This is a genomic window from Arthrobacter antibioticus (assembly GCF_030063205.1).
Classification (GTDB): Bacteria; Actinomycetota; Actinomycetes; order Actinomycetales; family Micrococcaceae; genus Specibacter.
Genome location: NZ_JASISQ010000001.1, coordinates 1,047,043 through 1,072,589, shown reverse-complemented (window position 1 = coordinate 1,072,589; position 25,547 = coordinate 1,047,043). Strand labels below are relative to the sequence as shown.

The window sequence follows — 25,547 nt, the reverse complement described above, 5'->3', positions numbered from 1 at the left end:
TTATGGAACGCAAACAGTCTCTTTTCTCTCGTCTGCCCATCATTTCCCAACTAAAAAAGAGTGTTGGGCTCCAACGCGGCATGCTTGTGGCGGGCATCATCATGACATTGATGTTCCTGCTCACCGCCGCTCTGGCGCCGTTGATCTCTCCCTACGGCCCCACTCAACGCTTTAATGAAGCCCAGTCTCCGCCGTCGTCCGTTCACCTTTGGGGGACAACGGCGGGAGGCTACGATGTCCTTTCCCGCACCCTGTGGGGGGCACAAACAGCCGTTTTGGTGATTGTGGTGGCGGTTTCGCTGTCCATTTTCCTGGGTGTGATTCTTGGCTTGCTCTCCGGCTACATTGGCGGCTGGCTGGACCGAATCCTGGTGGTGGTCGCGGATGCGATCTACGCTTTCCCCACACTGCTGCTGGCCATGGTCATGTCCATTGCTTTGAGCCAGGGCCGTTCGGATATGTGGTCCGGGATCTTCTCTGCGGCGATCTCCATCACTGTGGTGTTTATTCCGCAGTACTTCCGTGTGATCCGGGCGGAGACCATTCGCCTGAAAGCCGAACCCTTCGTGGAATCGGCTGTGGTTGTGGGTGCCTCAAGTGTGCGCATTATGGCCCGGCATATTTACAAAAATGCCACCCGGACGCTGCCGTTGATCTTCACACTGAATGCCTCCGAAGCCATTTTGACGTTGGCAGCCCTTGGCTTCCTGGGCTTCGGCATTGAACCCTCCACCGCTGCGGAATGGGGTTATGACCTTAACCATGCTCAGTCAGATGCCACCTCCGGTATTTGGTGGACAGGGGTGTTCCCCGGTGCTGCGATTGTGCTGACGGTACTTGGTCTGACCCTGTTGGGCGAGTCCATGAATGACTTGAACGATCCACGCCTGCGCGGGCGTAAACGGGCTGCGAAAAAGGCCCGGAGAAGCAAGCTTGCAGATCAAAAGGAGTTGGTACAGGCATGAGCGGCTCCACACAGAACAGCCCAGCGGTGGTGCCCGCAGTGGCGCCCGTACTGGAGATCTCCGATCTAAAAATCAACTTCGCCACCGATCAAGGGGACGTACACGCCGTTAAGGATGTTTCCTTCAGCGTGGCACCCGGTGAGATCGTGGCTATTGTGGGCGAATCCGGCTCGGGTAAAACTGTTACGGCCAAGGCTATTCTTGGTCTTCTACCGGAAACCGCCCACAGCAGCGGGGCGGTGATCATCAGCGGCAACGATGTCATCACGGTCAGCCCCCACCAACTGCGTCAGATCCGCGGACGTGATGTGGCCATGGTGTTCCAGGAACCATCCACAGCTCTCAACCCCGTCTATACGGTGGGGTGGCAGATCGCGGAGGGACTGCGGGCACACAGGCCACAGGGCAAACGGGTAGGGAAGAAGGAAGCCCGCAAGCTAGCCATTGAGGCTCTGGGAAAGGTGGGCATCCCGGAACCGGAAAAACGTGTTGACTATTATCCGCACCAGTTCTCTGGCGGGCAGAAACAGCGAGTCGTCATTGCTGCAGCCTTGGCCTTGAACCCGGGCCTGATTGTGGCCGATGAACCTACTACGGCACTTGATGTCACTGTTCAGGCTGAAATCCTTGAACTCCTGCGTGATTTGCGTGATAAATACGGTACTTCCATTGTGCTGATTACCCACAACATGGGCGTTGTGGCAGATTTGGCGGACCGGGTGGTGGTGATGTTTGAGGGCGACGTTGTGGAAGAAGCCAGCGCTGAGGTGCTTTTTGCCGCCCCGAAGCAGGAATACACCCAAAAGTTGCTGGCCGCCGTGCCCCATTTGGGGCGAAACTCCGCCTCAGCAGGCTTCACCGAACGTGCATTTCAGGACAACGAAGTGCTTGTGGAAGCTCGCGAGCTGGAGATTGAGTACCCGGGGCGCCTGGGTAGTCCAGCCTTCAAAGCGGTGGATAAGGTTTCCTTCACCATCAGAGCCGGCGAAGTCTTTGGGTTGGTGGGGGAGTCCGGTTCGGGGAAAACAACCATCGGCCGTGCCATTGCCGGGCTGAACCGGACAACCGGAGGCTCACTGAAGGTCCTGGGCTATGAGATGCGGAACTACAAAGAGCGCACGTTCCGTCCGCTGCGTAAGGATATTGGGTTTGTGTTCCAAGATCCGGCCGCATCCTTCAACCCACACCTGACCATTGGCGAATGTGTGGCCGAGCCACTGATCATCCATACCGATCTGTCAGGTCCGGCCATCACCAAAAAAGTCCAGGAACTGCTTGAATCGGTGCAACTACCGGCTGTTTACGCCAAACGATTCCCGCATGAACTCTCAGGTGGCCAGCGTCAGCGTGCATCCCTTGCACGCGGGCTGGCGCTTAAGCCCAAGCTGTTGGTCGCCGATGAGCCTACCTCGGCACTGGATGTTTCAGTGCAAGCCAAGGTGCTTGAACTGTTCCGGGAAATTCAAACCGAGATGGGATTCGCCGCGCTGTTTATCAGCCACGACCTCGCCGTGGTGGATATTTTGGCCGAATGGGTGGGGGTTCTTTACAAAGGCAAATTGGTGGAGCAGGGGATCGGCTCCCAGATCATGGGCAGTCCCAAGGACGACTACACAAAGCGGCTACTAGCCTCCTTGCCCGTCCCTAACCCCGCAGAGCAGGCGAGACGGCGAGTGGCACACCAGGGACTCCTGGCGGCAAAGTAGCTCGCATGTTTTTGCCCAGCGAATAACGTTTAGGCGGTGCCCTAAGTGGACAGGAGTTTTCTCCGCCCGGTGCACCGCCTAAACTGTCCCTATGACCGAACCGAGCCACACGCAGCACCTGTCCGTGGAAGATTTTGACCCAGCCGCCAGCTCACTCACGGATGCTGTGGACCCCGCCGTCATGGCAGAGCTGCTTTCTATTCGCTCGAGCATCGATAACTTTGATGCAACTCTTGTTTATCTGCTGGCTGAACGGTTCAGGGCCACCCAACGGGTGGGAATTCTCAAGGCGCGGCACCAGTTGCCCCCGGCTGACCCCAGCCGTGAGAAGGCTCAGATTCAGCGGTTGCGCGCTCTGGCGGAATCCGCCAATCTTGACCCCGCGTTCGCTGAGAAGTTCTTAAACTTCATCATCAGCGAGGTCATCCATCACCACCAGGCGATTTCGCAGAGCCACTCGGATGTGGCAGCCACCGGAGTTGTTCCCGTGGTGAGCCTTGACGGCCAAGGGTTTGTCGCCGATGCCCCCACCTCAATCACGGACGACGGCGGCGCAGCCCTTAAGTGAGTCCCTCACCTAATCAGTCCCAACAGCCTGGGATAACGCACCAGGCACCGTTCCCGGAGATCGTCACAGCTACCTCCTTGGGCCAATGGCCCGGCACGGACCCGGTGGAGGCTACTAAGGTTTCGCTGGGGCTCCTGGGCTCACCCCACCTGCCTTGCCTTGTTGACCTGCCAGCGCGCGGGGTAGGTTCTGACCCCATTGGTCGCACAGCTGCTTTGCTCGTTGAATTGGCCGTTGATATGCAACCCTACGGCTGGCGCTTCGTTGACAGGGCCGGTCATGACCACCGCCGTGCCGTTTCCGCGCTGTCCACTGATGTTAACGTGTTGGCTGACGTTGCCGGAGATAGCGGAATAACGCCTCCTGAACTTAAAGTCTGTATCAGCGGACCGGTTTCCTTGGCTGCGGCAATCCATTTGCACTATGGCGAACGGTCTCTGCGCGATTGCGGGGCAAGACGGGATATTGGTCAGTCGCTGGCCGCAGGACTAGCCATCCATGCACAGAAGGTGGGTGCCGCTGTTCCCGGGGCTGCGCTGACACTGCAAATCGACGAACCCGCTGTGGCTGCGGCTTTGGCGGGCACAATCCCCACAGCGTCCGGATACAGGACGTTGCGCTCAATCCCTGTCACGGAGCTACGGCAAAGCTGGAGTGCATTAGTAGGCGAAGCCCGCAAAGCAGGCTTCGCCAAGGTTGCCATTAACTTAGCTCCTGCCAGCGCCTCTCAGGACGGTAGCGCGGGTGTGGAGGATGCAAGTTCGGCACGAGCCGAATCAGCCAGCTGGCGCATAGCCCTTGAAACGGCTCTTGAATGCGGCATAGATGCGCTCGCTATTCCTTTGCACATTTTGGACACCGGACACTGGGAACAGCTGGCCGGGGCCATCGAATCCGGCATGGGTGTGTGGGCTGGAACTGTTCCTGGCCGATCGGGCCAAGCACCGCCGTCGTACGCTGCTTTAGTGGAGACGGTCATGCGGCCCTGGCGCGGATTGGGATTGAACAAATCGGCCTTGAATCAGCTACGTATAACCCCTGAAATCGGCCTGGGAACCATCACTGCGCCGGAGGCTCGGGCAGTGCTAAACCGGGCACTTGAGGTAGCGGAGGAATTGAGCGTAATTCGTTACCAGTAGTTGGATGAATGTTAACTTCTGTTGCATATGCTTGCCTTTCTACAGCTCGGTCAGGAAGGTTCATTCCCATGGTTCACGGCAGGTTCGCACGCGGTGCGGTTCTTCTTTTGACACTGGCCGTGTCGCTGGCGCTCAGTAGTCCAAGCTCAGCGGTGCAGGGACAAGCCCAAGCAGAGTTGCCAGTGTTGGATGCTGTAGCGGTTGAAGGTGCGGCACCGCGGGCCAAGGCTCCGGCACTTCCCGAACACAACGCCGTTGACGATGGTGGCAGGGCTACCACACCGATCATCAAGGAAGAGCAGATCACGGTGTGGGACCTGCCGCCCGGTTCCCCAGTTTTCAACCCGGTGTCGGGCCGCACTGAAGTCATAGATCCGTCGATTGCCAGAACAGCTTTACTTTTTGGAGATTCTCAGGCCGGCGGAGCCTCAGGCGTGACCGGGGCTGAGACCTGGGTGCAGAAAGGTCTGCGGAATTCCGGCTACAAGGTCCGTTTTGTGGGTGCCGGCGGGATTGGGTTTGTGGCTAAAACATCAGCCTCAGCTAATTATCCTGATTCCGTGGAGAGCGGAGCTGTGGTGCTCCCGTATGGGAATCCGGCCCTGGTCGTTGTGCAAGGCGGGGGCAACGATGCGGCGGCCAAGGTTCCTGACGCGCAGGTGCTGGCCAATGCGGAGCGTCTTCTGCGGGACTTAAAGTCCAGCTATCCGGTGTCCGAATTCTTGATCGTGGGCACGTTGGCCAAGGGAGAAGCAGGCTCCCGACGCAGTCACGTCGATGCGCTGTTGGCCAGCTTTGCCAAGCGTAACGGGGTGTTGTTTCTCAGCGCCGGGGACTGGGTGACCCGCTATGCCGTCACGAACAAAATGGCTGATGCCGTGCATCTGAACGCAAAGGGGCATGAGGTCCTGAGTAAAGTGCTTGTTTCCAAACTAGGAGCGTTGCAACTCCAGATCCCCCAACAAAGCACACAAAAACAAGGGTAGTCATTTCCACGACCTAATCTTGTGCAACGGCGGTTTTGACTGCTTAGAGTCGTCCTGCGGCTTTGAGCCTGATATACATGTCTGCCAGCTGGGGCGGAAGCTCCTGCGGAGGAGCATCAACTACTTCCACCCCGGCTTGCTTGAGGACGGCAGTGATGGCTGCTCTGCGGTTCAGCGCATGTTCGGCGGCGGCAGCACGGTAGGTTGTTGTGGTGCTGGAGCGGTCAAGCCGTGCCTGATCTACCGCAGGATCGCGAACAGCGGCAACCACCACCACATGCTTTTGAGCCAGGGCCGAGGCGAGGGGGATCAGGTTGTCCTCTGCCGCGCCGGCGTCCAAGGATGTCACCAGTACCACTAGGGCCCGGTGGGCTGTCACGTCGCGGATCTGTCCGGTGATTGCTGAGGCGTTTAGTTCAATCAGTTCAGGTTCCAGCGGGGCAAGGCTCTGCACCATGGCATTGAGCATATTGCCCTTGCCAGTGGAGGAAACCTTGGCCCGTACTCTGCGGTCGTACGCCACCAGGCTGACTCGGTCACCGCCGCGTTCAGCCAAAACCGCCAAAAGCAGTGACGCTTCGATGCCTGTGTCCAGGGCAGTCTCGTCTTCAATGCGGGTGGCTGAGGTCCGTGAGGTGTCAAGGACTATCACTACACGGCGGTCTCTTTCAGGACGCCAGGTGCGTACTACCACCTCTTGGCGTCTTGCGGTGGCGCGCCAGTCGATTGAACGCACATCATCGCCACGCACATAGTCACGCAACGAATCAAATTCAGTTCCGGCACCACGAAGCTGTACTGCGGCTTTCCCGTCGAGTTCGCGCAATTTGCGTAACTTGGAGGGCAGGTGGCGCTTTGAATTAAACGGTGGCAGCACCCGCAACCTACCCGGTGCGCTAATGGTGCTTTGCCGTGCAGCCATCCCCAAGGGGCCAAAGGAACGGATGGAAACATGGTGTGTGAGTAAGTCTCCGCGCCGAGAAGGGGATAACAATACGCTCACCGTTGCACGTTCCCCCGGCTGGATCCGGATTGAGGACAACGCGTTGGAAGCTCCAGCTGATGGTTGCCACCCGTCCTTGACCCAAGCGCGCAAAACCTTCTTTGATTCGTTGGCAAGGCGCAGCACAGAAACACTTTGATCCCCCAACCGGACCCCGGCCGGAAGGCTTCGGCGAAGAGCCACCAGACGAGGGGATGCGCTAAAAATCAGGTCAAAGAGCAAAACGAGTATCAGCACAGCCAACGACAGCAGCCAGGTGACTACCCCGGGCCACATAATGATCGGCACCAGGGCTGCCAACGCCAAGAAAAAGAACCTGCCCGAAATGGCCATTGTGTTCTTATTCCGCCGTCAGCGCGGCACTGGCACAGTGGCCAAAATCGAGAGAAGGATGTCATCCACCGCAACGCCGTCCATCTCTGCTTCAGGGCGCAAGGCAACCCTATGGCGCAGCGTGGGAAGTGCCAGGGCTTTAATGTCATCGGGGGTGATGAACCCTCGGCCCGAAAGCCAGGCGTAGGCGCGGGCTGATTTGAGAATGGCTGTTGCCCCGCGAGGGGAGACTCCCAGTTGGAAGGACGGGGCGGTGCGGGTGGCTCTGACCAGGTCAACCACGTACGCCAGCAGCTCTCTGTCAACACCCACCTGGGCTACTTCCTTGCGTGCCTGGGCCAGTTCGGCGGCGCCAGCCACGGCACGTACACCTGCGCCCTGCAAATCCTGCGGATCGAAGCCGAGACTGTGCCGGCGGATCACCTCAATTTCATCCTCACGTCCCGGCAGGTCCATGGTGAGCTTGAGCAGAAAACGGTCCAATTGAGCTTCGGGCAGCGGGTAGGTGCCCTCGTATTCAATAGGGTTTTGGGTGGCGGCAACCATGAACGGTGAAGGTAAACGCCGTGAAATACCGTCAACGGAAACTTGGTGTTCCTCCATGGCTTCCAACAGGGATGCCTGGGTTTTAGGTGGTGTCCTATTGATCTCATCGGCAAGCAGGATATTGGTAAAAACCGGACCCTCCCGGAAGGTGAAAGCAGAGGTGCTGGCGTCGTAAATCAAAGATCCCGTGACATCGCCGGGCATCAGGTCAGGAGTGAACTGAACGCGTTTGGTGTCAAGGCTCAGCGCCGCTGACAATGCCCTGACAAGCAAAGTTTTGGCCACACCCGGCACCCCCTCCAAGAGCACGTGCCCACCGGCAAGGAGGGCAATGAGCAACCCCGTGACAGTGGCATCTTGGCCTACTACGGCTTTGGCCACTTCACTGCGCACGGCCAGCAGGGACCGCGCCGCAGGGCTCATAACAAACGAACCCTGGGCGGGGGCGGCGTAGGCTTCCGGGTTTTGCTGGTGCTGGACTTCGTGGACTTCTTGGATTTCCTGGGCTGCGTGAATGGGTGCCGGAGTTGCGGACTCCTGATTGGGAAGGCTCATCTCTGTGCCACTTCTTCCTCTAATGCCGTGAGTTGCACGGCCATGGACAACATGTCTTTTTCAGTGGTTGGTGCTTCGCCTAGCAGCAGCGCATGCACTTGTTGGTGCTTGCGCCCGGTAGCGGTGGCCACCGCTTCCACCACGGCTGTTGGGTCAGCAGAAATACCGAGTCGGAGCTGGCGAGCCAACCGGGTTAGCGTGCCGTGCTGGAATGTGCGCGCGGCCGTATCGGTAGCCCTTGCGTTCTGGTAGAGCCGGGCCCTGCCGGAGAGGGTTTCGGAGGCCTTGACAATGACGGGAAGAGGCTCGCTCACCAGTGGCCCATACCTTCGCCCACGCCAGAGCATCCCAAGTGTGGCAACCAGTAGCAGCCAGGCTGACGCTGGAAAGATCCACTCGGGAGTAAATTCGGAAAGCGAAGGCTGCTGCTTCGCCACGGGAATGTCCTGCACGGAGGCTGTGTACCAGAGCAGGTTTGGTGTACTTCCCAGCAGTGTGAAAGTCAGTGCAGCGTTGCCACGATTAGCAAGATTTTGGTTAATAACGACGCCGGGATTACCCAACACGGCGATCTCACCTGAGCTGTTGGTCGCCAGGTAGCCGCCTGCAGCACTGTGTTCATCGGAACTAAAACACGTCTCGGTGCCTGTGTAGAGGCGGTGCGGAACGTTCGCTGTACTAGCTGGAGATCCAGTGGCCAAAGATCCAGTGGCAGGGGAACCTCCGTCAATGGTTCCTGCAGCCAGCGCAGCCGGGTTGGTGCAATGGGCGGCAACTGATGGCGTGCCAGCCGTTGTGCCTGTGCTGGAAAGCTCGGAACTTAACTTCTTCACGGCTAGCGGGCCCGGTGTAATTGCTACCAATTTTCCGCCCCAACTCTGCACCGATTCTGAGAGTTCGGCTGTTTTTTCGGGGGTGAGGAGATTATTCGGATCGTAGAAGAGCACTGTGCTGTTGCCATTCCCATTGGCGGCCAGTGCCAGGTTGGTTTCTGTGAGGGAAGCAGTAGAGGTGACATTGACGCCTTGGTTGCGCAGCACCGAGGCCGCGGCCTGCGCTCCTGCTGGGGCGGGATTGGTGATTGAAAGCGTTCCCAAGGAACGCTCGCCAGTGCCGGCAAGAATGACTCCAAGCAGTGAAAGGACAATGAAAACAACAGCGCAGAGCAACCAGAATTTATACTTCTTCCACCATTGGCCTGCTCGTTGAGCTGTGCTGAGACTCTCTGCACGAAACACGCTCGGATCGCTGTGGGCGGAGTCCAGCGGTGTGTCCGTTCGGTAGGTTCCTTTGGTGGCGCTCATAGCTGCGCCTCCTGGAATCCCCGGGAATATAAGGGTTTTGTCCGAGCGACGGCATGGTCAGTGCCTACTAATTCCTCATACATTTCTCGCGTGGGCGGCACATGACCGTAGCGCACGGCGTTGAACAGTTCGGCGCTGTGGCCCAGTAGGCCGCCCTGTTGTGGGAACGCCAGAATTAGTTCAGCCATGATTTCCACGGCTGTGCGGCCTGGGGCGGTGATGCTCACGTCCCGCTCCTCGGCAGCACGAACAATGGCCCGAAACTGTTCGGTGACGGCGGTGTTGAAGTCCGCTTCACGTGCCGCATGCTGTGCCAGTGTCCGGTGCTGCTCGGCGGTCAGTAAGAGCACATCGGCAAAGACAGGCTCCTGGGCAGCATTTCTTCTATTGAGCCGGGGCCTGATGATAACAATGATGGCAATAATGGCCACTATTATCAGGCCGGCCACAATGGCCAGGCCCGTGTGACCGCTGGCAACACCGACGTTGTTCAGTAGTTCCTTTAGTGCTTTGGTGATGAGCGCCGCGAGCTGTTCTGCCCACCCTGGCTTGGCATCCTGATAAACCTTTTGAGCCAGTTCATCCTGCGCCCACCGCCGAGCCTCCTCGGCATCAGGGGTCACCGGAATCTCGGCCACGCACATGGCGGTTCCAAGCAGTGTCAAGACCATAGGGGAAGCTGCCTACGATCCGTAGTTTCCGGGCTGGTATGGCGTTTCTACACCAGTAGTGCCGTTTGAATTGCCGTACGTTGTATTTCCGTAGGGGGCAGAGTTTTCGCTCACTAAAGCGCCAGGAACAGGCGAACCGGGGATTCCGCCGTCGTCCTTGCCTGTTTCCGATTCCTTGAGCAAAGCAATGTCAAAACCATCTCGGCGCATGCGCAAGTCCACGTAAATCAGCGCCATGACACCGGTTTGGAAGGCCAGGGTCACCGCTCCAACCACCGCGCTGACAATACTTGTTAGGGCCTGGGAAATGAGCAGCACCGTGATGGTTTGATCGGTGGTGGGCTCACTACCGAGCATCAGTGGCATGACAAAGCTGACCAGCATGCTCACAGGTGTGGTGATAACCCCGCCAATGATGCCGGCGATGAGAGCGGCCAGAAACGAGGTGCCAAAGGTCCGCCACCAATTTCGCTTCGTCAGCTGCCAGGAACGCTTGATGCCGGCGATGGCACCCACATTTTCAACAACAATGGCGGCCGGGGCAAGCAGGACCTTGGTGCCAATCCATACGGCCAGCACCACGAACGGCAAGCTCAGCAGTAAGGACAAGGCAATGACACCTAAAATTGCTGAACCCGAATCCTGGGGGTCCAATGCCACAATCAGTCCCACAACGATTGCTGCGTAGGCCGCAACGGCCACAACGGTGGCAACCGCATAAAGGACGGCCAGCAGAAGTAGGCTGCCCACTCGTGGTTTAGTCAGGCGCCACATTTGCCCGAAGCTGGTTTTACGGTTCAACACCGAGCGCAGCACCGGTACCACCAACGCACCCTGTAGAACCATCTGGATCAGCACGGCAAGGAAACCGGTGAGCAGCATAGAGAGCGAGAGCGTGAGCAATCCACCGCCCAGAGCTTCCATAGCCGCGGGATCGTTGCTCTGTAGGCTGGATTCCATATCGAAAATATCGGTCATGAAACGGCCGAAGATGATGAACATGACGGCCATCGTCACAGCAACCGTGGCAAGTTGGAAAATTAATGCTGAGCCAAACATGGCTTTTCCATTGCGGCGAGCGGCTTGAAACGCGCCATCCAAAATTTCGCCCAGGCCCAAGGGTCGCAAAGGAATCACACCAGGTTTTGGCGGTGGCAGATAATTGTTGAAACCGGGAGCCATACCGGGCTGGCCGTACTGGGGCTGGCCGTATTGGGGTTGGCCATACTGCGGCTGGCCCCATTGGGGTTGCTGAGGCTGAGAGTATTGGCCCCATTGAGGTTGCTGGGGTTGCTGGGGCTGTTGCCCAGGGTGCGGCGGTTGCTGACCCTGCTGGCCCCATTGGGGTTGCTGAGGCTGAGAGTATTGGCCCCATTGAGGTTGCTGGGGTTGCTGGGGCTGTTGCCCAGGGTGCGGCGGTTGCTGACCCTGCTGGCCGTATTGGGGTTGCTGGGGCTGAGAGTATTGGCCCCATTGAGGCTGCTGAGACTGCTGCGGCTGCTGCGGCGGCAGCGGGGGAGGCGGCGGTGACTGTCCCGGCTGGGGGCTCTGGCCCTCTGGCCCGCTCTCTGGCTGCTGTGGTTCCTGTGGCATCATGTTCCCCTCAAAGATTCCCCCGTTAAAACTCCGGTGGCGCGAATAACTGCTGATCTTTACCGCTTGATTGCGTGTGTCACCGCGATCACCGGCCAAGAAGCCCGTTGTTCTGCCCCGTCCATCATCAAACCCTATCGGGAACAGCCAAATATGTTCTGTGAATACCCTAGGTATTGGAAAAAATTTAGCCGTTTGGGTACTGGAGCCGAGCCGATCTGCCCTTTCAGGACCCGTTCACGGCTCAGCGCAACCGGGCCAAATCCGAAGCTGCGGCAAAGGCCTAAAAGAACATGGGCCCCACGTCTCATTGTGCTGGCAGACGTGGGTGAAAAGTTAGTGGACAGCAAGGATACGCAAGCGCTGCCAAAACCAGGAAATATGGACCCAAAAATCGAGAAGTGACACCCCCGGTGGAGCGCCGATGGGGACATTGCGAAGGTAATAGGCAAATATAGAGGTATGAAGGCACGCATTTTAGTTGTTGACGATGACGAGGCGCTATCCGAAATGATCGGGATAGTGCTCCGCAATGACGGGTTCGACCCCGTTTTTTGCGCTAACGGAACAAAAGCACTTGAGGTATTCCAAGCAAGCAACCCAGACTTGGTCTTGCTTGATTTGATGCTGCCCGGAATGGACGGCATAGAAGTGTGTCGGCTTATTCGTGCCGAATCGGATGTGCCTATAGTGATGCTGACGGCCAAATCTGACACTTCTGATGTTGTCCGCGGTCTTGAATCAGGTGCCGATGACTACGTCGCCAAACCCTTCAAGCCCGCTGAGCTGGTTGCTCGTGTCCGTGCACGGCTGCGCCCGGGGGACGTCAAGGCTCCTGAAACGCTGGTAATCGGTGAGATCACCATTGATGTGGCAGGGCACTCGATTCACCGGGCAGGTGAAAAGGTTTCGCTGACCCCTCTTGAGTTTGACCTCTTAGTTGCGCTTGCCCGCAAGCCCTGGCAGGTTTTCTCCCGTGAGCTGTTGTTGGAACAGGTGTGGGGCTACCGGCATGCAGCGGACACTCGGCTGGTCAACGTCCATGTGCAGCGTCTGCGCTCCAAGATCGAGCGTGATCCGGAAGCCCCCGAGGTAGTTCTTACCGTTCGTGGTGTGGGCTACAAGGCCGGGAATTAAGCGCTGACGCTCATGCGCCGTCGGTGAGCTAACTATGAGTCAAGACCAGGGCAGGAACGACGCCGTTATGCAGCCTCCTGTGGAAGCCCCACCCAGTGCTGAAACTGGTAGGCAAAACGATGGCACCGCAGCGCCCAAAAACTCTTCTGGAACACCCCTTGAGAATCAGCTGCACATGATTATGAGCAAAATTGGGCTTGGCCTGCGTACGGCAGGAGGGGTCCTGTGGTCCTTGGCAAAGAAGTTTCGTCGTGCCTGGTCAAAGCGTTGGCGCACATCGCTTCAGTTCCGCACAGTGATTACCACGTTGCTCATTGCCTCGGTGGCGGTGGTTGGAGTGGGAGGTTATCTTGCCGGGCAGATCTCCAATGGACTTTTCAAAGAACGCCTCACGCAGGCTCAACATGAATCCGCCCGGGGTGTCACCCAGGTGCAGCAGGAATTTTCCAATGCAAGTGTGAGCGACCAGCCCGGAGTTGCCACACTGGTCAAGGACACGTTGAAGCTGCTCGAAGTGGGTGGCGCGGATGACAACCGCAAGTACTTATTGGCTAAAATCCCTGGCCAAAACAGTAAGTTGGCTGTGGTGTCATCTGACTCCGGCGGGGTGACCACGGCCATCATTCCCAACGAGTTGCGAGCGTCGGTCCAAGCTGATCCAGATGGCCAATATTGGCAATCGATAGCACTGCCCACTGGCAGCTCCGGGGTGCATTCAGCCGTGGTTGTAGGCGGCCAGGTTGAGCTGTTAAAAACCAACTACGAGTTGTACATGATCTATGACCTGAACAGCGCACAAGTGACATTGGATTACATCCAGTCCGTGTTGTGGTTGGCAGGCGGCATCCTGCTGATACTTATTGGTGTGATCATTTGGTATGTGACTCGTACGGTGGTGAACCCGGTCAGCCAGGCCGCGGCCGTTTCTGAGAAATTGGCTGCCGGCGAGCTGGAAGAACGCCTCGTCGTCAAGGGTGAAGACGAGATGGCCAGACTGGCAACCTCTTTTAATAAGATGGCCACATCCCTACAGGATCAGATCGTGGCATTGGCAACACTCTCGGAGATGCAGCAGCGTTTTGTCTCGGATGTTTCTCATGAGTTGCGGACCCCTTTGACAACTGTCCGCATGGCGGCACAGGTGCTCTTTGATGCTCGTGATGAGTTTGAGCCCATCTACAAACGCTCGTCCGAGCTACTTTTCCATCAGGTTGAGCGCTTTGAGTTGCTCTTGGCTGACTTGCTGGAGATATCCCGCTTTGACGCCGGCGTGGCAGATCTAGACGTGGAGTCGCTGGATATTTTCTCGGTTATCCATTCTGTCATTGACGGTGCAACACCGGTGGCAGAGGCTAATTCAACGGAACTTTCCGTTGTGACTCGTCTGCGAAACCACAAGTGTGTGGTTGAAATGGACTCTCGCCGAATTGATAGGATTTTGCGGAACTTGGTGCTGAACGCCGTGGAGCATAGCGAAGGTAAACCGGTGAAGATCTTTGTTTCTGCGGATGAGAGCGCCGTCGCAATCGCCGTGCGGGACTACGGCATTGGCATGTCGCCGTCCTCACTTGAACACGTATTTTTTAGGTTCTGGCGTGCCGACGCTGCGAGAGCTCGCACCACCGGAGGGAGCGGGTTGGGTCTCTCGATCGCCATGGAGGATGCGAAATTGCATGATGGTTGGCTTGACGCGTGGGGCATACCGGGTGAAGGTTCGTGCTTCCGGCTGACGCTTCCGCGACGCAGAGGCTACGTACTGGACCATTCTCCTGTCCCCTTGCCCCCTGACGGTGGACGAGCCGGTTATTCGGTATCACTGGCCACCGGGCCGGTACTCACCGAAACCGGGGCCATGCGTGTTGTTGGAGCACTGGGTGCCTTGAAGCCGCCTTCCGGGCATGTATCCATTGGTAGTTCACAGGCACACAAGACTGAGCTGGGCCATTCTGAACGGACCGGTTCAGGGAGCTCCAACTCGGAGGCAGAAGAGCTGTGATGACCCGTTTTTTGAACTCATTCCAACCGGACCCCCGGCTAAAATCGCGCCGATACGGAGCCGTACCGAGGCGGCACTGGCTGGCTGCGGGGTGGGTGATGGCCGTCGTCGTGCTCCTGGCCATGGCGGGCTGCGCAACCATTCCCACCCACGGCCCGGTGGGCAAGAGCGATCCGTTGACGCCGCGCAATAACTCCGTTTACATTGATTTTGAACAATTTGCCCCCGGGGATGGCGCTTCCCAAGAGAGCATAGTTAGAGGCTTCATTGAATCCGGTACCGGTATCACCGATGATTTCCAGGTGGCGCGGCAGTATTTGGCACCGAAGCTTGCACAGTCCTGGGCGCCTGATAAGAGCACCCTTGTCTACAAGGACACATTCTCGGTATCCCCGGGGGCGGAGAAAGACACTTTTGTCCTAACATTTGATGTAGTTTCAACTGTGGATGCCACGGGTGTGCTGACCCCGGCTAAAGAGGGTGCCACAGAGAGTTTGAATATGAAGCTGGTGCAGGTTGATGGCCAGTGGCGCATTTCCGAGGCCCCCGACGGCGTGGGTCTGACTCAAGCGAACTTTGAAACACTTTTCAGCCCGCTGGCACTTTATTTCTACGACCCCACCTTCACTTATGGAGTGCCGGATATTCGGTGGCTGGTCAGCAGGTCTTCACGGACCACAACCACCATCGTGAAGGCCATGCTTAGCGGCCCGGCACCCTATTTGCGTGGCGCGGTTGTTAGTGCTTTTCCGAACGGAATCTCCCTTGAGCGGGATTCTGTGCCCGTGAACAACGGTCTGGCCAAGGTGGGGCTGAGCGCAAAGGCGCTACTGGACACCAGCGTGAAGCAGCGCCAACAAATGCACGAACAGCTTTTGGTGACACTGCAAAAGAGTCTGAACACAGTCACTGAGGTGCAATTCTTGGCCGATGACAGACAAGTGGACATGGGCGGTGCTACCGATGATCTCAGCGCCATGGTCATCGATAGTTCGGTATCAACCACTCAGGTGGCACTGGCCAAAAATGAGCTTGTCACTTTCAACGGCACCAAGGCAGCACCGATTCCAGGGATGGTCTCGGTGGCTGCGTTGGCGCCTGCAACGCCGGCAATTTCCTATTCGGGTAAGGAATTTGCTTTCAAGTCCAGCGCCGGAAACCAGATTTACTCGGTGGTGCCAGGTCAACAGCCCGTTGTTGCCGTTGCGGGGGTGGCGCTGACACCGCCATCCTTTGCTCCCAACGGCTGGCTTTGGTCAGCTGCCGGGGACGGCTCCGGCGATGTGATTGCCATTAACCCGAACGACGACGGGAAAATGGGTCCCCCTGTCCTACTGCGCGTTCCTTGGTTGGTTGGTCAGGAAGTGAGCACCCTGCGGATTTCACGGGACGGTACAAGAGCGCTGGTGATCTCCCAGTCGAACGGTGTAAGCCGGGTCAGTATCACGGGGATTTTCAAATCTGGAGATGTCCCGAAGGAACTAACTCCACCCCTGAACCTGCCGCACACCGGGACACCAAGCCTGGGTGTGTGGACGGGAGAGTCCAGCGTGGCTGTGATGGCGCCGTCGGCCGCTGATCCGGTGACCATCGAGATCCTCGATCTAGCCCGGGGCCCGCAAAAACTGGACGAACTGGTGGGCCTTGAATGGCTCACCGCCGGTTCAGGGTTGCGGAACATCCATGCACAATCGGCCGCCGGATACTTCGCAAATGTCTCCAGCAGCTGGGATCTGATAGCGAAGGACCTCAGGCAGGCGTCGTTTGCCGGGTAGCTGAGTAACTGAGTCGCTGAGTCGCTGAGTCGCTGAGTCGCTGAGTAGGTGGGCGGCTCTGCAGCTCGGCGGCTCGGCGGCTCGGAAGTGCAGGAATTGGAGGAGGTGACCCTGCATGCGAAGAACGCATCAGCCACCAATTCCCCCACAGCCGTGCGTGGGGAGTGAGTGGTCCACAAAGGATAGCGGGTAGCTTTCCTGAAGGCTCTGGCAGGGCCACGATGTTGTTATGGATAGTAACTACCAAGGTGCGCAAGAACTGGGCTTGGCGCCGCTTCCGGTGACACATAAGGGGCGCGCTACCTCGCGTTGGCTACGGTGCTTATTGTGGTGCGGGGTGGCATGGAGAGATTTTCTCTATCTGATTTTGCCCGCCGAGTGTGTTGTCTGTGAGCGTGAAGATCACTCCCTGTGCCCCGCCTGCGCAAGTGCGCTGCGTCGCCAAACGGCCTCACCATTCAGGGCCGAGGACGCCGCTGACGCACTTGTGAGCGTGTTGGGTGATTGCCAACTCCCCGTGGTTGCTGCCGGTGAGTACAGGGACACATTGGCGGCGGCGATCCTGGCCTACAAAAATCATGGCCGAACGGAATTGCGCGCACCATTGAGCCGGTGTCTGGCACGAGGACTCTGGTATGCGTTGGGGAACATTGCCCCGTGCCAGCCAATACTTGCCAAGGGGAATTCTCCGGGGCAGCTGTGGCTGGTTCCGATCCCCAGCACGGGAAGTGGTTGGCGGCGCCGAGGCTATAACCCTGTAGCCCTGCTACTGCAATCGATGGTGCGAGAGGGCAGAGTGCCGCCGGCAGTGGTCATTGCCCCGGTATTGGGTATTAGGGCAAAACTCCCGTGGCACCGACGGCACCAGAAAGGGCTAGGGCGGGCGGCGCGTCGGCGCAACGTCCGTAACACGATGAAAATTCGCCGCGGAGGTGGCCGCAAATTTCGGCTATCAGCGAATCCGTGGAGCCAGGGGGTGGTGCTTGTTGACGATGTGCTCACTACTGGTTCAACTCTTCGTGAAGCGGCTAGAACACTAGAACAAGCGGGCTTGAAGGTGCGTATGGCGGTAGTTTTGGCAGCGGCCCGGGCTCCGGATTACGGCTCCAAAAACGTGGGAGCGAAAGGACTCGCCGAAAATAGTTTGGTCGTAAAAGATGAATAAAACCGGACGGTGAACTAACGTAAGTAAACGGGTACCTCTTCAAGAGGAAACCGCCCGTCGGAGGTCGGTTTGCAGCACCGATTGCTAGCCGGCCGCCGTGTCACCGAAGATGTTTGGAGGGCACCATGGAGTTCATGATCACCGGCCGCAACTTGAGTGTTTCGGATCGTTTCCGCGAATACGCTAGCGAGAAGCTCGGGAAGATCGAACAGCTGGCCGACAAGGTTCAGCGCGTCGATGTGAAGGTTTCCAAGGAAAACAAAGCTGCAGATGCTCCACTCACTGTTGAAGTCACGGTTCTTGGCCGTGGCCCCGTGATCCGGGCTGAAGCCGACGCATCGGATAAGTTTGCAGCGTTTGATCTGGCCTACGGAAAATTGTTTGAGCGGCTCCGTAAGGCCAAAGACAAGAAGACGGACCACCACAGCAAGCACGGAGTTAGGTCAGTCAGCGAGGCTACTGCATCACTAGTTCCCGTGAGCAGTTCCGAACCGATCTACGCCCAAACACCTGCGGAGCCAGTCGCAGAAAAGTCGCCCTACGATATCGAAAATGATATCCCTGCAGGCGATTCACCCGTCTTGATCCGGCGCAAGGTATTCCCAGCAACGGCACTATCCCTTGATGACGCGGTGGACAACATGGAAATGGTGGGTCACGATTTCTACCTCTTCGTTGACTCCGCAACGGGCATTCCCTCTGTGGTTTACCGCCGTAAAGGCTGGACCTACGGTGTCATTTCCCTCGATGACAACGCCAAGGGTGCCGAGGAAATCTCCGCGTACCGTTCACCCGATGAGCCAGCCCGCGTCTAAGTAATTTGGTTGAAGATTTTTTGAAGAAGTGAAGCACTAAAATACAACGCCGGCACTAAAGGCGGGGTTCCACTCCCACCTTTAGTGCCGGCGTCGTACTTGCTAAGGCAGAAAACTAAACCAACTGTGGTGCGCTCAGATGCCCGCCGGTTCGTGAGCGATGAGATATTTGCGTCCTGCCACAATGACCACAGCACTGACAATCACCATGGCGGCAGCCGTGTAGAACGTGATTGAAGAGTTGGTGTATTCGGCGATCTTGGTGGACAGGAACGGTGCCAGCGCCCCACCCATCCAACGCACAAAGTTATAACCGGCGCTAGCCACAGGGCGTGGGGAGTCGGAAACGGACATGGCCATTTCTGTGAACAGGGTGTTGTTGATTCCAAGGAGGGCACCGGAAACAACTGTGAGAACTACTACTGTGTTCACCGAGTGTCCGGCTGCAAGAGCCAGGCCAAGCAAAATGATTGCCAGAGCAATCAGCGAACCCGTCAATGCGCCCACGGCCCCGAAGCGACGCTGCACAATCGGTGCTACGAAAACTGAGAACACGGCCACGGCCACGCCCCACCCAAAGAACACCGCACCAATCCCGTAGGCGTCAAAGCCTAGGATGAAGGGCACGAACGCCAGGATTGTGAAAAATCCGTAGTTGTAGAACAAGGCACTGCCGGCTGTTGTCCGTAGGCCCTTGTGGCCCAAGGCAATAAGCGGGTCGCGCAGCCTGGTTTTCAGGGCTGGTGTTGGGGTTTTGGGAAGCAGGATCATGATGAGAATGAAAGCCACGGCCATGGCCGCAGCCGTGCCAAAGAACGGTGCTCGCCACTGCCAGCCACCTAGCATGGCTCCCATCAGCGGGCCAAGTGACAGGCCCAGACCCAAGGCGGCTTCATACAAGATGATGGCGGTTGCCGCTCCGCCGGAAGCCACACCCACCATGACTGCCAGGGCTGTTGCTACGAAGAGCGCGTTTCCTAAACCCCAGCCGGCGCGGAAGCCAACCAGTGCATCGACGGTGTCAGATAACCCTGAGAGACCAGCGAAGATGACAATAATTCCCAAACCCAGTAGGAGGGTACGTTTGCCGCCTAGCCGTGAGGACACAAAGCCTGTGACCAGCATGGCGATGGCAGTAACAAGGAAGTAGCTGGTGAACAATAGCGAAACTTCGCTGGCGGTGGCCTGCAGATTTTCTGCAATGGCGGGCAGAATGGGATCAACGAGGCCAATGCCCATGAACGCGAACACCGATGCTCCGGCAACTGCCCACACCGCTTTGGGCTGATGAAGCATGGACTGCTTTTCTTTCGTGAGCGTTAATTCCTTCTCGCTGGCAGTTGTATCTGCCGTGTTCGCTTGCACTTCTACTCCTAGTTTGTTGAGGGCAATGGTGGTTTGTTAGTACTTGTTAGTACTTGTTGCTGCGGATTCGTTGTTCGCCGGTCAAGCTCCGCGGGGAGGCCACTTGCTCAGGGGGATAAAGCCTCGTTGAGTTTGGCAATGGCAGGGATAGCCCTGTCGATCGCTTGACGTTCACTGGGGAGCAGGAACGCAAATGCTGCGGCAACTTCCTTATTGCGCCGCAGGTTTGCGGCCTCTAATTTGTGCCTGCCCAAAGTGGTGAGCCGAACTTCCACTACACGGGCATCATGATCATTGGGAGTCCGCTCCACAAGACCGTTCGTGGCGAGTTTGGTGATTTGCTCCGTTGCGCTGGGAACGCGAATGCCAGCGTTCCGGGCAATATCGCTGACCCGCAGTGGCTGACCGGCAAGCATATTCAGTGTGCTGACCTGGCTTGTGCTTAAGTCCCCGTCAGCTTCTATGGCGCGCACTACGTAAACTGCCTGACGCAGTATTTCCCGGTAGCGGGCAGCTAAATCCAAAGCTTCACTATTACTCATACTTAGGTAGCCTAATAGTTAGGCTACCTAAGAGTCAAGTTTTGTGTCGCGAAACAAGCACTATCGAGTGTTGCTCGAGTTCCCGGCTTGGTGAGAAAGATGCCCAAGTTGCACGGCTGAAGGTTCCGCTGGGGGAGAAATTAGCGCCGTGCAGGATTACAAATCCACTAATTCCAGCCAACTCTGAGAGTATTGCCGAGTGCCACACAGCAAAAACTGGCAGATTAGCCTGCATCTTCTCACGTAGACTGAACACGCTACTTTTAGGCAGCAATAGATTGGGAGCAATTTCGTGCCATCACTTCTTGAGCGGGTCCTTCGCACAGGCGATCGCAAGACGCTTAAACGGCTCAATGTCCTTGCGGACGCCATTGATTCGCTGGAGGACTCTTTCCAGACCTTCACCGATGCGGAACTTCGCGAGGAAACTGACAAGCTCAAGCTCCGGCACGCAGATGGCGAGTCGTTGGATGATCTGCTTCCGGAGGCTTTCGCCACCGTGCGTGAAGCATCCTCCCGCACACTGGGCTTGCGCCATTTTCGTGTCCAGCTCATGGGTGGCGCCGCCCTGCACTTGGGGAACATTGCCGAGATGAAGACCGGTGAGGGTAAGACCCTGGTTGCAACAGCACCGGCGTATCTAAACGCGCTCACGGGCAAAGGCGTTCACGTGATTACCGTCAACGACTACCTTGCGCAGTACCAGTCAGACCTGATGGGACGAGTTTTCCGGTTCCTGGGTCAGACCAGCGGCTGTATTGTCTCCAACCAGGACCCCACCGTGCGCCGTGCCCAGTACGCTGCCGACATCACCTATGGCACCAACAATGAGTTTGGCTTTGACTACCTGCGCGACAATATGGCTTGGAGCAAGGATGAGCTGGTTCAGCGCGGGCATAACTTTGCGATCGTTGATGAAGTGGACTCCATCCTCATCGATGAGGCCCGTACACCGTTGATCATCTCCGGCCCGGCGTCCGGAGACGCCAACCGTTGGTACGGCGAGTTTGCCAAAGTTGTACTGCGCCTCAATGACGAAGAGGACTACGAGGTTGACGAGAAAAAGCGCACCGTCGGTGTTCTCGAAGACGGCATTGAAAAAGTTGAGGATTACCTTGGCATCAGCAACCTTTACGAGTCCGCCAACACCCCGTTGATTGGTTTCCTGAACAACGCCATTAAGGCTAAAGAGCTGTTCAAGCGCGACAAGGACTACGTCATCATGGATGGCGAAGTCCTCATCGTTGATGAGCACACTGGCCGTATTCTCTCTGGTCGGCGGTACAACGAAGGCATGCACCAGGCCATTGAGGCCAAAGAAGGTGTGGAGATCAAAGCTGAGAACCAGACTTTGGCCACAGTGACACTGCAGAACTACTTCCGTCTGTATGAGAAACTCGCCGGCATGACTGGCACCGCCGAGACCGAAGCCTCCGAGTTCATGGGCACGTACTCGTTGGGGGTTGTTGCAATCCCCACGAACAAGCCCATGTCGCGTGTGGACCAGGCGGATCTGGTGTACAAGAACGAGGTTGTGAAATTTGACGCGGTTGTCGCTGACATCGCTGAACGTCACGAGTTGGGCCAGCCTGTTTTGGTGGGCACCACTAGCGTTGAGAAGAGCGAGTACCTGTCCAAGAAATTGGCAGAGGCTGGCGTCAAGCACGAGGTGTTGAACGCAAAGAACCACGCCCGTGAAGCCGCAATCGTAGCGCAGGCCGGACGCCGTGGAGCTGTCACCGTCGCCACGAACATGGCGGGCCGTGGAACGGACATCATGCTCGGCGGAAACGCCGAGTTCAACGCTATTGCTGAGCTGGCTGCTCGCGGACTGGACCCGGAAGAAACTCCGGAAGAGTACGAGGCAGCCTGGCTGGACGTTTTCGAGGAAGCAAAGCTAGCCGTCAAGGACGAGCATGAGGCCGTTCTTGAGGCCGGTGGGCTGTACGTTCTGGGTACCGAACGTCACGAGTCCCGTCGTATTGATAACCAGCTTCGCGGCCGTTCCGGACGTCAGGGAGACCCTGGAGAGTCGCGATTCTACCTTTCATTGACCGATGACCTCATGCGTTTGTTCAACTCCGGTGCTGCCGAACGCCTCATGTCGCGATCGTCCATGCCCGATGATGTTGCGCTGGAGTCCAAGCTGGTATCGAAGGCGATTGCCTCCGCGCAAGGCCAGGTTGAGGGCCGCAACGCTGAGCAGCGCAAGAATGTTTTGAAGTACGACGACGTCCTGAACCGTCAGCGTGAAGCCATCTACAGTGACCGCCGCCGGATTCTGGAAGGCGGGGACCTGCATGAGAAGGTTCAACACTTCCTTGAGGACACCGTCAATGAGATTATCGACGCGGCGCTGAGCAATGGCCATCCCGGTGATTGGGACTTCTCAACTCTCTGGAGCAACCTTCGAACCGTTTACCCGGTGAGCGTGTCAGTGGATGAGATCGCTGAAGAGGTCGGTGGCGAGGGCAGGATCACAGCTGAAACTCTCAAAACTGAGCTGCTCAGTGATGCCAAGGTTGCCTACCAGGAGCGCGAAGCCGCCCTGGGCTCATCGACCATGCGTGAACTTGAACGCCGCGTAGTGCTTTCTGTGGTGGGTCGTAAATGGCAGGAACACCTCTACGAGATGGATTACCTCAAAGAAGGTATCGGGTTGCGGGCCATGGCTCAGCGTGACCCGCTTGTTGAGTACCAGCGCGAAGGGTACGAGATGTTCCTGTCCATGATGGCCGGCATCCGCGAGGAAAGCGTTGGTTTCCTGTTCAACCTTGAAGTTCAGGTGGAGAACGCTCCGGAAGCAAGCGTTGGTCTTGTTCAAGAGGCACCCTCGGCATTGATGGGTCGGGTGGGCTCCGCAGGCTCAGGCACTGCCAGTGACTCATCCGAGGCCGCTGAGGAGAGTTCGCCCCGGATCACCGCTCCTGGGCTTCAAGCACCTGAGAAGCCTGCGCAGCTGCAGTTCAGTGGCCCGGATGCGGAAGGTGAAGCCGAAACGCATATTGAGCGCCGTGGTAGCGGCTTGCCGCCGTCGGCCACGCGTCCGGCGAACAAAAACAACAACAAGAAGAAGAAAAAGCGCTAGTCCCCATCGCTTTGCCAAGAGCCAGACGCCAACGCGTCTGGCTCTTGTTTTAGGCAGGTGGTTGATGTGGGGATCTTTCCCTAGCCAATCTGCAAAGCAGTCACTTTCCACAGCCCACCCAAGAGTTCGAACCGCATGGCGATGGCTCGGAAATGCGTCTTGTCGGCGATCACCACTGTAGTTTCAAAGATCCCAGGCGAGACGGCACTGCAATGCACCGAATGGACTTGGGGCTGGTGATGGAGCATATGAACGTTCTCTGGTGCGTGGCTCTGGCGACGGCATTCAGCTTTTTGGGCTTCGGCATGCAGCCGTGCACGGGTTGCCAAGGCGTTAAGGCACAGGGCATCTAGCCACCGGGCCAGTTGCTGTACGGAGCGGGCACCGCTGAGAACTTCAAGGGCGGCTTGAGCTACCTTGCATGACATTGAGGCCACAACGGCCCGCTCTGCCCCTCCTGGATCCAGTATCCCAAGGGCGCCTGAGGTGTCACTGTCTGGGACTGCCCGTGCTCGTCTTAGACGTTCCTCCCGTCCAGGGAGTTTTATCACCTCTCCTTCGTTGAGAGCGTCGGTGCCAGGAGTGATGGTGTTGACGGGCTTAACCACTAAAAGCGTGGGGTTGGACGGTGATGAGGTTGCGGTGGTACTCACGTGGTGCTCCTTTGCGGTGGTGAGGACACTTGTGTTCAGAGGTTGGGGCTTTTCGGGATCGGCGGGATTATGGTGCGTGGAGTATTTGGCCCGGATGGATGATGTTGGGGTTTGGCCCAATAGTTGCCTCATTGGCCCTGTACCAAGCAGGCCAGGCGAGTGCCACATCGACATCATTTGAATACGGTCCCAGTGCCTTGGAAACAATGCTCCACAGGCTGTCACCACTTTTTACAACCACATCGCTGCTGTTGCTGGCCTCGTGACCTGCGCCAGGTGGTGCTTCTGACCCGGTTTCGTTGCTGTCTATCGGTGGTGATACGGGAGTTTGCCGGGTTGTTGGTCTCATGAGCAGGTCAGCACCAATCGCTGGTGCCTGGGGAGTCCACTGGGGTGCCACGGGTGGAGCGGGCGCACTCGGGGGCTGTGCAGTACTAAGTGACGGCGAGGTGGCTACAGTTTGAGCATGCCAGAGAGGATCAACTCCTGGGCCCTCGGCAGCCCCAGCCAGGGGTGCAGCCAACAAATTTAATCCCATGATGGCAATAATGAGCCGCCGCATGAAGGCTGGCGAACAGGCCGCCGTGAATGCGGCGAGTCTGGCGGCGCCCAGAACATGGGCGGCACCGCAGATGCACGCGCAGACGAAGCCAAACAACCAGCAGCAAAGTAGGAGTATCCCTGAGCCTGCACCAGCCAAACCCAACAACTCGGAGAAGTTAAGCGGGGAGGCTACCCCGCCACTGTTCCCATGCAGCCGTAAAAGCGAATGGCCACTGAAGACCAACGAGGCGCCCAGAAAGAGGGTTGCGGCGGCCATGGTTAGGTCTGCGACAGTTTCTCTTCTCATGATGCATCTCTTTAATCTACTTTGAACTCATTTGATGGTGTTTAACACTATTTGAGGGTGTGTAAGTCATTTTGACTTATTTAGAGCTCAAATGTCTATAGCTTGGGCAGGGTTTGTGGAAAGTTGCTTGCAAGCCCGCTGTCGAAGGGTTGACTGATTGGGTAGCCGCGCCTAACGTGGCGCCATGCGATGGGATTTACTCTTTGGTGATTTCGAAACCCAGATGCACGCGGCCACGGCGCAGGAAATGGAACGGCACATCAATGAACTGGCGAGAGTTGAGGCTTCACAGCTAACTTTGGCTGAGGCGTTGCGTGGTGGCATAGGCGTTCAACTGACGGTTCTGATGTGTCATGGCATAACGGTTCACGGAGTTGTGCGCAGGGTGGAGCCGCAGTGGACCCTGCTCACGGAAGGCAACCGTTCCCTTCTGGTGCCCTTGGCTAAGATTCTGCGCGTGCAGGGTGTAGGTGCCCAACGCGGTAAGGCTTCATCCAAGGTTCCGTTTACCTTGGCAGCTGCACTGCGTATTCTTGCCAGAAACCGTTCATCAGTTGTTCTTGATGTGGACAGCAGACGCCCGGTGAACTTACGCGGTGTCTTGGACCAAGTGGGTGCGGATTATGTACAGCTGATGCAATTGACCGACGGCGTGAGTCGGGAACGTGGGAACAAGCAGGGGAGTGTGGTTGTGCCCCTGGCGGCGCTGGTGACTGTGACGTCCTCAACGGAGGATCAGTTTTGAGTTCCCACTCAATGCACTCACCGGCCATGTCGTGTGGCTTGTCGTGT

The 25,547-nt window shown here is 57.5% G+C and carries 21 protein-coding genes; 12 read left to right on the top strand and 9 right to left on the bottom strand.

Annotation, left to right across the window (positions count from 1 at the left end):
• Positions 1–2 precede the first annotated feature (2 nt).
• The 5 genes from QMG40_RS04885 (at position 3) to QMG40_RS04865 (ending at position 5,364) form a co-directional block, all read left to right on the top strand.
• The gene (locus tag QMG40_RS04885; protein ID WP_283528464.1) at positions 3–965 is read left to right on the top strand and encodes an ABC transporter permease; all 963 of its coding nucleotides are present in this window, start codon (positions 3–5) and stop codon (positions 963–965) included.
• On the top strand, positions 962–2,671 hold the full coding sequence (locus QMG40_RS04880) for a dipeptide ABC transporter ATP-binding protein (protein ID WP_283528462.1): 1,710 nt from the start codon (positions 962–964) through the stop codon (positions 2,669–2,671). The genes QMG40_RS04885 and QMG40_RS04880 overlap by 4 nt, the downstream gene beginning before the upstream one ends.
• 91 nt (positions 2,672–2,762) lie before the next feature.
• Positions 2,763–3,239, top strand: a complete 477-nt coding sequence (locus QMG40_RS04875) for a chorismate mutase (protein WP_283528459.1) — start codon at positions 2,763–2,765, stop codon at positions 3,237–3,239.
• The gene (locus QMG40_RS04870) at positions 3,236–4,378 is read left to right on the top strand and encodes a uroporphyrinogen decarboxylase/cobalamine-independent methonine synthase family protein (protein ID WP_283528457.1); all 1,143 of its coding nucleotides are present in this window, start codon (positions 3,236–3,238) and stop codon (positions 4,376–4,378) included. Before QMG40_RS04875 ends, QMG40_RS04870 begins: the two co-directional genes overlap by 4 nt.
• 68 nt (positions 4,379–4,446) lie before the next feature.
• The gene (locus QMG40_RS04865; RefSeq protein WP_283528455.1) at positions 4,447–5,364 is read left to right on the top strand and encodes an SGNH/GDSL hydrolase family protein; all 918 of its coding nucleotides are present in this window, start codon (positions 4,447–4,449) and stop codon (positions 5,362–5,364) included.
• 43 nt (positions 5,365–5,407) lie between these two features.
• On the opposite strand, the gene QMG40_RS04860 is transcribed toward QMG40_RS04865, so the two are convergent.
• The 5 genes from QMG40_RS04860 to QMG40_RS04840 all read right to left on the bottom strand — a co-directional run bounded on the left by QMG40_RS04860 (position 5,408) and on the right by QMG40_RS04840 (position 10,958).
• On the bottom strand, positions 5,408–6,700 hold the full coding sequence (locus QMG40_RS04860; RefSeq protein WP_283528453.1) for a DUF58 domain-containing protein: 1,293 nt from the start codon (positions 6,698–6,700) through the stop codon (positions 5,408–5,410).
• An 18-nt stretch (positions 6,701–6,718) separates the two neighbouring features.
• Positions 6,719–7,669, bottom strand: coding sequence for an AAA family ATPase (locus QMG40_RS04855; RefSeq protein WP_283528656.1), 951 nt, complete (start codon positions 7,667–7,669; stop codon positions 6,719–6,721).
• 128 nt (positions 7,670–7,797) lie between these two features.
• Positions 7,798–9,105 carry a DUF4350 domain-containing protein gene (locus QMG40_RS04850; protein ID WP_283528451.1) on the bottom strand — a complete coding sequence of 436 codons (1,308 nt, stop codon included), beginning with the start codon at positions 9,103–9,105 and terminating at the stop codon, positions 7,798–7,800.
• Complete coding sequence (locus tag QMG40_RS04845; protein WP_283528449.1) at positions 9,102–9,776, bottom strand: DUF4129 domain-containing protein; 675 nt, start codon at positions 9,774–9,776, stop codon at positions 9,102–9,104. Before QMG40_RS04845 ends, QMG40_RS04850 begins: the two co-directional genes overlap by 4 nt.
• A 12-nt stretch (positions 9,777–9,788) precedes the next feature.
• The gene (locus QMG40_RS04840) at positions 9,789–10,958 is read right to left on the bottom strand and encodes a DUF7847 domain-containing protein (protein WP_283528446.1); all 1,170 of its coding nucleotides are present in this window, start codon (positions 10,956–10,958) and stop codon (positions 9,789–9,791) included.
• Positions 10,959–11,831: 873 nt separating this feature from the next.
• Between QMG40_RS04840 and mtrA the strand changes: the two genes are divergently transcribed.
• The 5 genes from mtrA to hpf all read left to right on the top strand — a co-directional run bounded on the left by mtrA (position 11,832) and on the right by hpf (position 18,257).
• Entirely contained in the window at positions 11,832–12,506 is a 675-nt protein-coding gene (gene mtrA / locus QMG40_RS04835; protein WP_283528444.1) for an MtrAB system response regulator MtrA, read from the top strand.
• A gap of 34 nt (positions 12,507–12,540) precedes the next feature.
• Positions 12,541–14,502 carry an MtrAB system histidine kinase MtrB gene (gene mtrB / locus QMG40_RS04830; RefSeq protein WP_283528442.1) on the top strand — a complete coding sequence of 654 codons (1,962 nt, stop codon included), beginning with the start codon at positions 12,541–12,543 and terminating at the stop codon, positions 14,500–14,502.
• A complete protein-coding gene (locus QMG40_RS04825) occupies positions 14,502–16,277 on the top strand; it encodes an LpqB family beta-propeller domain-containing protein (protein WP_283528440.1) in 1,776 nt (591 codons plus the stop codon). Before mtrB ends, QMG40_RS04825 begins: the two co-directional genes overlap by 1 nt.
• A 229-nt stretch (positions 16,278–16,506) precedes the next feature.
• Positions 16,507–17,442 (top strand): ComF family protein, encoded by a 936-nt coding sequence (locus QMG40_RS04820; protein ID WP_283528437.1) that lies wholly within the window; start codon positions 16,507–16,509, stop codon positions 17,440–17,442.
• A gap of 125 nt (positions 17,443–17,567) precedes the next feature.
• Positions 17,568–18,257: a ribosome hibernation-promoting factor, HPF/YfiA family gene (hpf, locus tag QMG40_RS04815; RefSeq protein WP_283528435.1), complete on the top strand. Its 690-nt coding sequence runs from the start codon at positions 17,568–17,570 to the stop codon at positions 18,255–18,257.
• 135 nt (positions 18,258–18,392) lie between these two features.
• Here the strand turns inward: hpf and QMG40_RS04810 are convergent, their stop codons facing one another.
• Positions 18,393–19,622, bottom strand: a complete 1,230-nt coding sequence (locus QMG40_RS04810; RefSeq protein WP_283528433.1) for an MFS transporter — start codon at positions 19,620–19,622, stop codon at positions 18,393–18,395.
• 107 nt (positions 19,623–19,729) lie between these two features.
• Positions 19,730–20,164, bottom strand: coding sequence for a MarR family winged helix-turn-helix transcriptional regulator (locus QMG40_RS04805; RefSeq protein ID WP_283528431.1), 435 nt, complete (start codon positions 20,162–20,164; stop codon positions 19,730–19,732).
• A 292-nt stretch (positions 20,165–20,456) separates the two neighbouring features.
• On the opposite strand from QMG40_RS04805, the gene secA reads away from it, so the two are divergent.
• A complete protein-coding gene (gene secA, locus QMG40_RS04800; RefSeq protein ID WP_283528429.1) occupies positions 20,457–23,252 on the top strand; it encodes a preprotein translocase subunit SecA in 2,796 nt (931 codons plus the stop codon).
• 80 nt (positions 23,253–23,332) lie between these two features.
• Here secA and QMG40_RS04795 read toward each other — a convergent pair whose 3' ends face one another.
• The gene (locus tag QMG40_RS04795) at positions 23,333–23,905 is read right to left on the bottom strand and encodes an Rv3235 family protein (protein WP_283528427.1); all 573 of its coding nucleotides are present in this window, start codon (positions 23,903–23,905) and stop codon (positions 23,333–23,335) included.
• A 67-nt stretch (positions 23,906–23,972) separates the two neighbouring features.
• The gene (locus QMG40_RS04790; RefSeq protein ID WP_283528425.1) at positions 23,973–24,755 is read right to left on the bottom strand and encodes a LysM peptidoglycan-binding domain-containing protein; all 783 of its coding nucleotides are present in this window, start codon (positions 24,753–24,755) and stop codon (positions 23,973–23,975) included.
• A gap of 184 nt (positions 24,756–24,939) precedes the next feature.
• Here QMG40_RS04790 and QMG40_RS04785 point away from each other — a divergent pair, with 184 nt between their 5' ends.
• Positions 24,940–25,500 (top strand): hypothetical protein, encoded by a 561-nt coding sequence (locus tag QMG40_RS04785; RefSeq protein ID WP_283528422.1) that lies wholly within the window; start codon positions 24,940–24,942, stop codon positions 25,498–25,500.
• Positions 25,501–25,547: the final 47 nt, after the last annotated feature.

Bases quoted from the DNA above. Each gene is read 5' to 3' on its own strand.
- QMG40_RS04885 (WP_283528464.1), top strand. From the start codon at position 3: ATGGAACGCAAACAGTCTCTTTTCTCTCGTCTGCCCATCATTTCCCAA.
- QMG40_RS04880 (WP_283528462.1), top strand. From the start codon at position 962: ATGAGCGGCTCCACACAGAACAGCCCAGCGGTGGTGCCCGCAGTGGCG.
- QMG40_RS04875 (WP_283528459.1), top strand. From the start codon at position 2,763: ATGACCGAACCGAGCCACACGCAGCACCTGTCCGTGGAAGATTTTGAC.
- QMG40_RS04865 (WP_283528455.1), top strand. From the start codon at position 4,447: ATGGTTCACGGCAGGTTCGCACGCGGTGCGGTTCTTCTTTTGACACTG.
- QMG40_RS04860 (WP_283528453.1), bottom strand. From the start codon at position 6,700: ATGGCCATTTCGGGCAGGTTCTTTTTCTTGGCGTTGGCAGCCCTGGTG.
- QMG40_RS04855 (WP_283528656.1), bottom strand. From the start codon at position 7,669: ATGAGCCCTGCGGCGCGGTCCCTGCTGGCCGTGCGCAGTGAAGTGGCC.
- QMG40_RS04850 (WP_283528451.1), bottom strand. From the start codon at position 9,105: ATGAGCGCCACCAAAGGAACCTACCGAACGGACACACCGCTGGACTCC.
- QMG40_RS04845 (WP_283528449.1), bottom strand. From the start codon at position 9,776: ATGGTCTTGACACTGCTTGGAACCGCCATGTGCGTGGCCGAGATTCCG.
- QMG40_RS04840 (WP_283528446.1), bottom strand. From the start codon at position 10,958: ATGGCTCCCGGTTTCAACAATTATCTGCCACCGCCAAAACCTGGTGTG.
- mtrA (WP_283528444.1), top strand. From the start codon at position 11,832: ATGAAGGCACGCATTTTAGTTGTTGACGATGACGAGGCGCTATCCGAA.
- mtrB (WP_283528442.1), top strand. From the start codon at position 12,541: ATGAGTCAAGACCAGGGCAGGAACGACGCCGTTATGCAGCCTCCTGTG.
- QMG40_RS04825 (WP_283528440.1), top strand. From the start codon at position 14,502: ATGACCCGTTTTTTGAACTCATTCCAACCGGACCCCCGGCTAAAATCG.
- QMG40_RS04820 (WP_283528437.1), top strand. From the start codon at position 16,507: ATGGATAGTAACTACCAAGGTGCGCAAGAACTGGGCTTGGCGCCGCTT.
- hpf (WP_283528435.1), top strand. From the start codon at position 17,568: ATGGAGTTCATGATCACCGGCCGCAACTTGAGTGTTTCGGATCGTTTC.
- QMG40_RS04805 (WP_283528431.1), bottom strand. From the start codon at position 20,164: ATGAGTAATAGTGAAGCTTTGGATTTAGCTGCCCGCTACCGGGAAATA.
- QMG40_RS04790 (WP_283528425.1), bottom strand. From the start codon at position 24,755: ATGAGAAGAGAAACTGTCGCAGACCTAACCATGGCCGCCGCAACCCTC.
- QMG40_RS04785 (WP_283528422.1), top strand. From the start codon at position 24,940: ATGCGATGGGATTTACTCTTTGGTGATTTCGAAACCCAGATGCACGCG.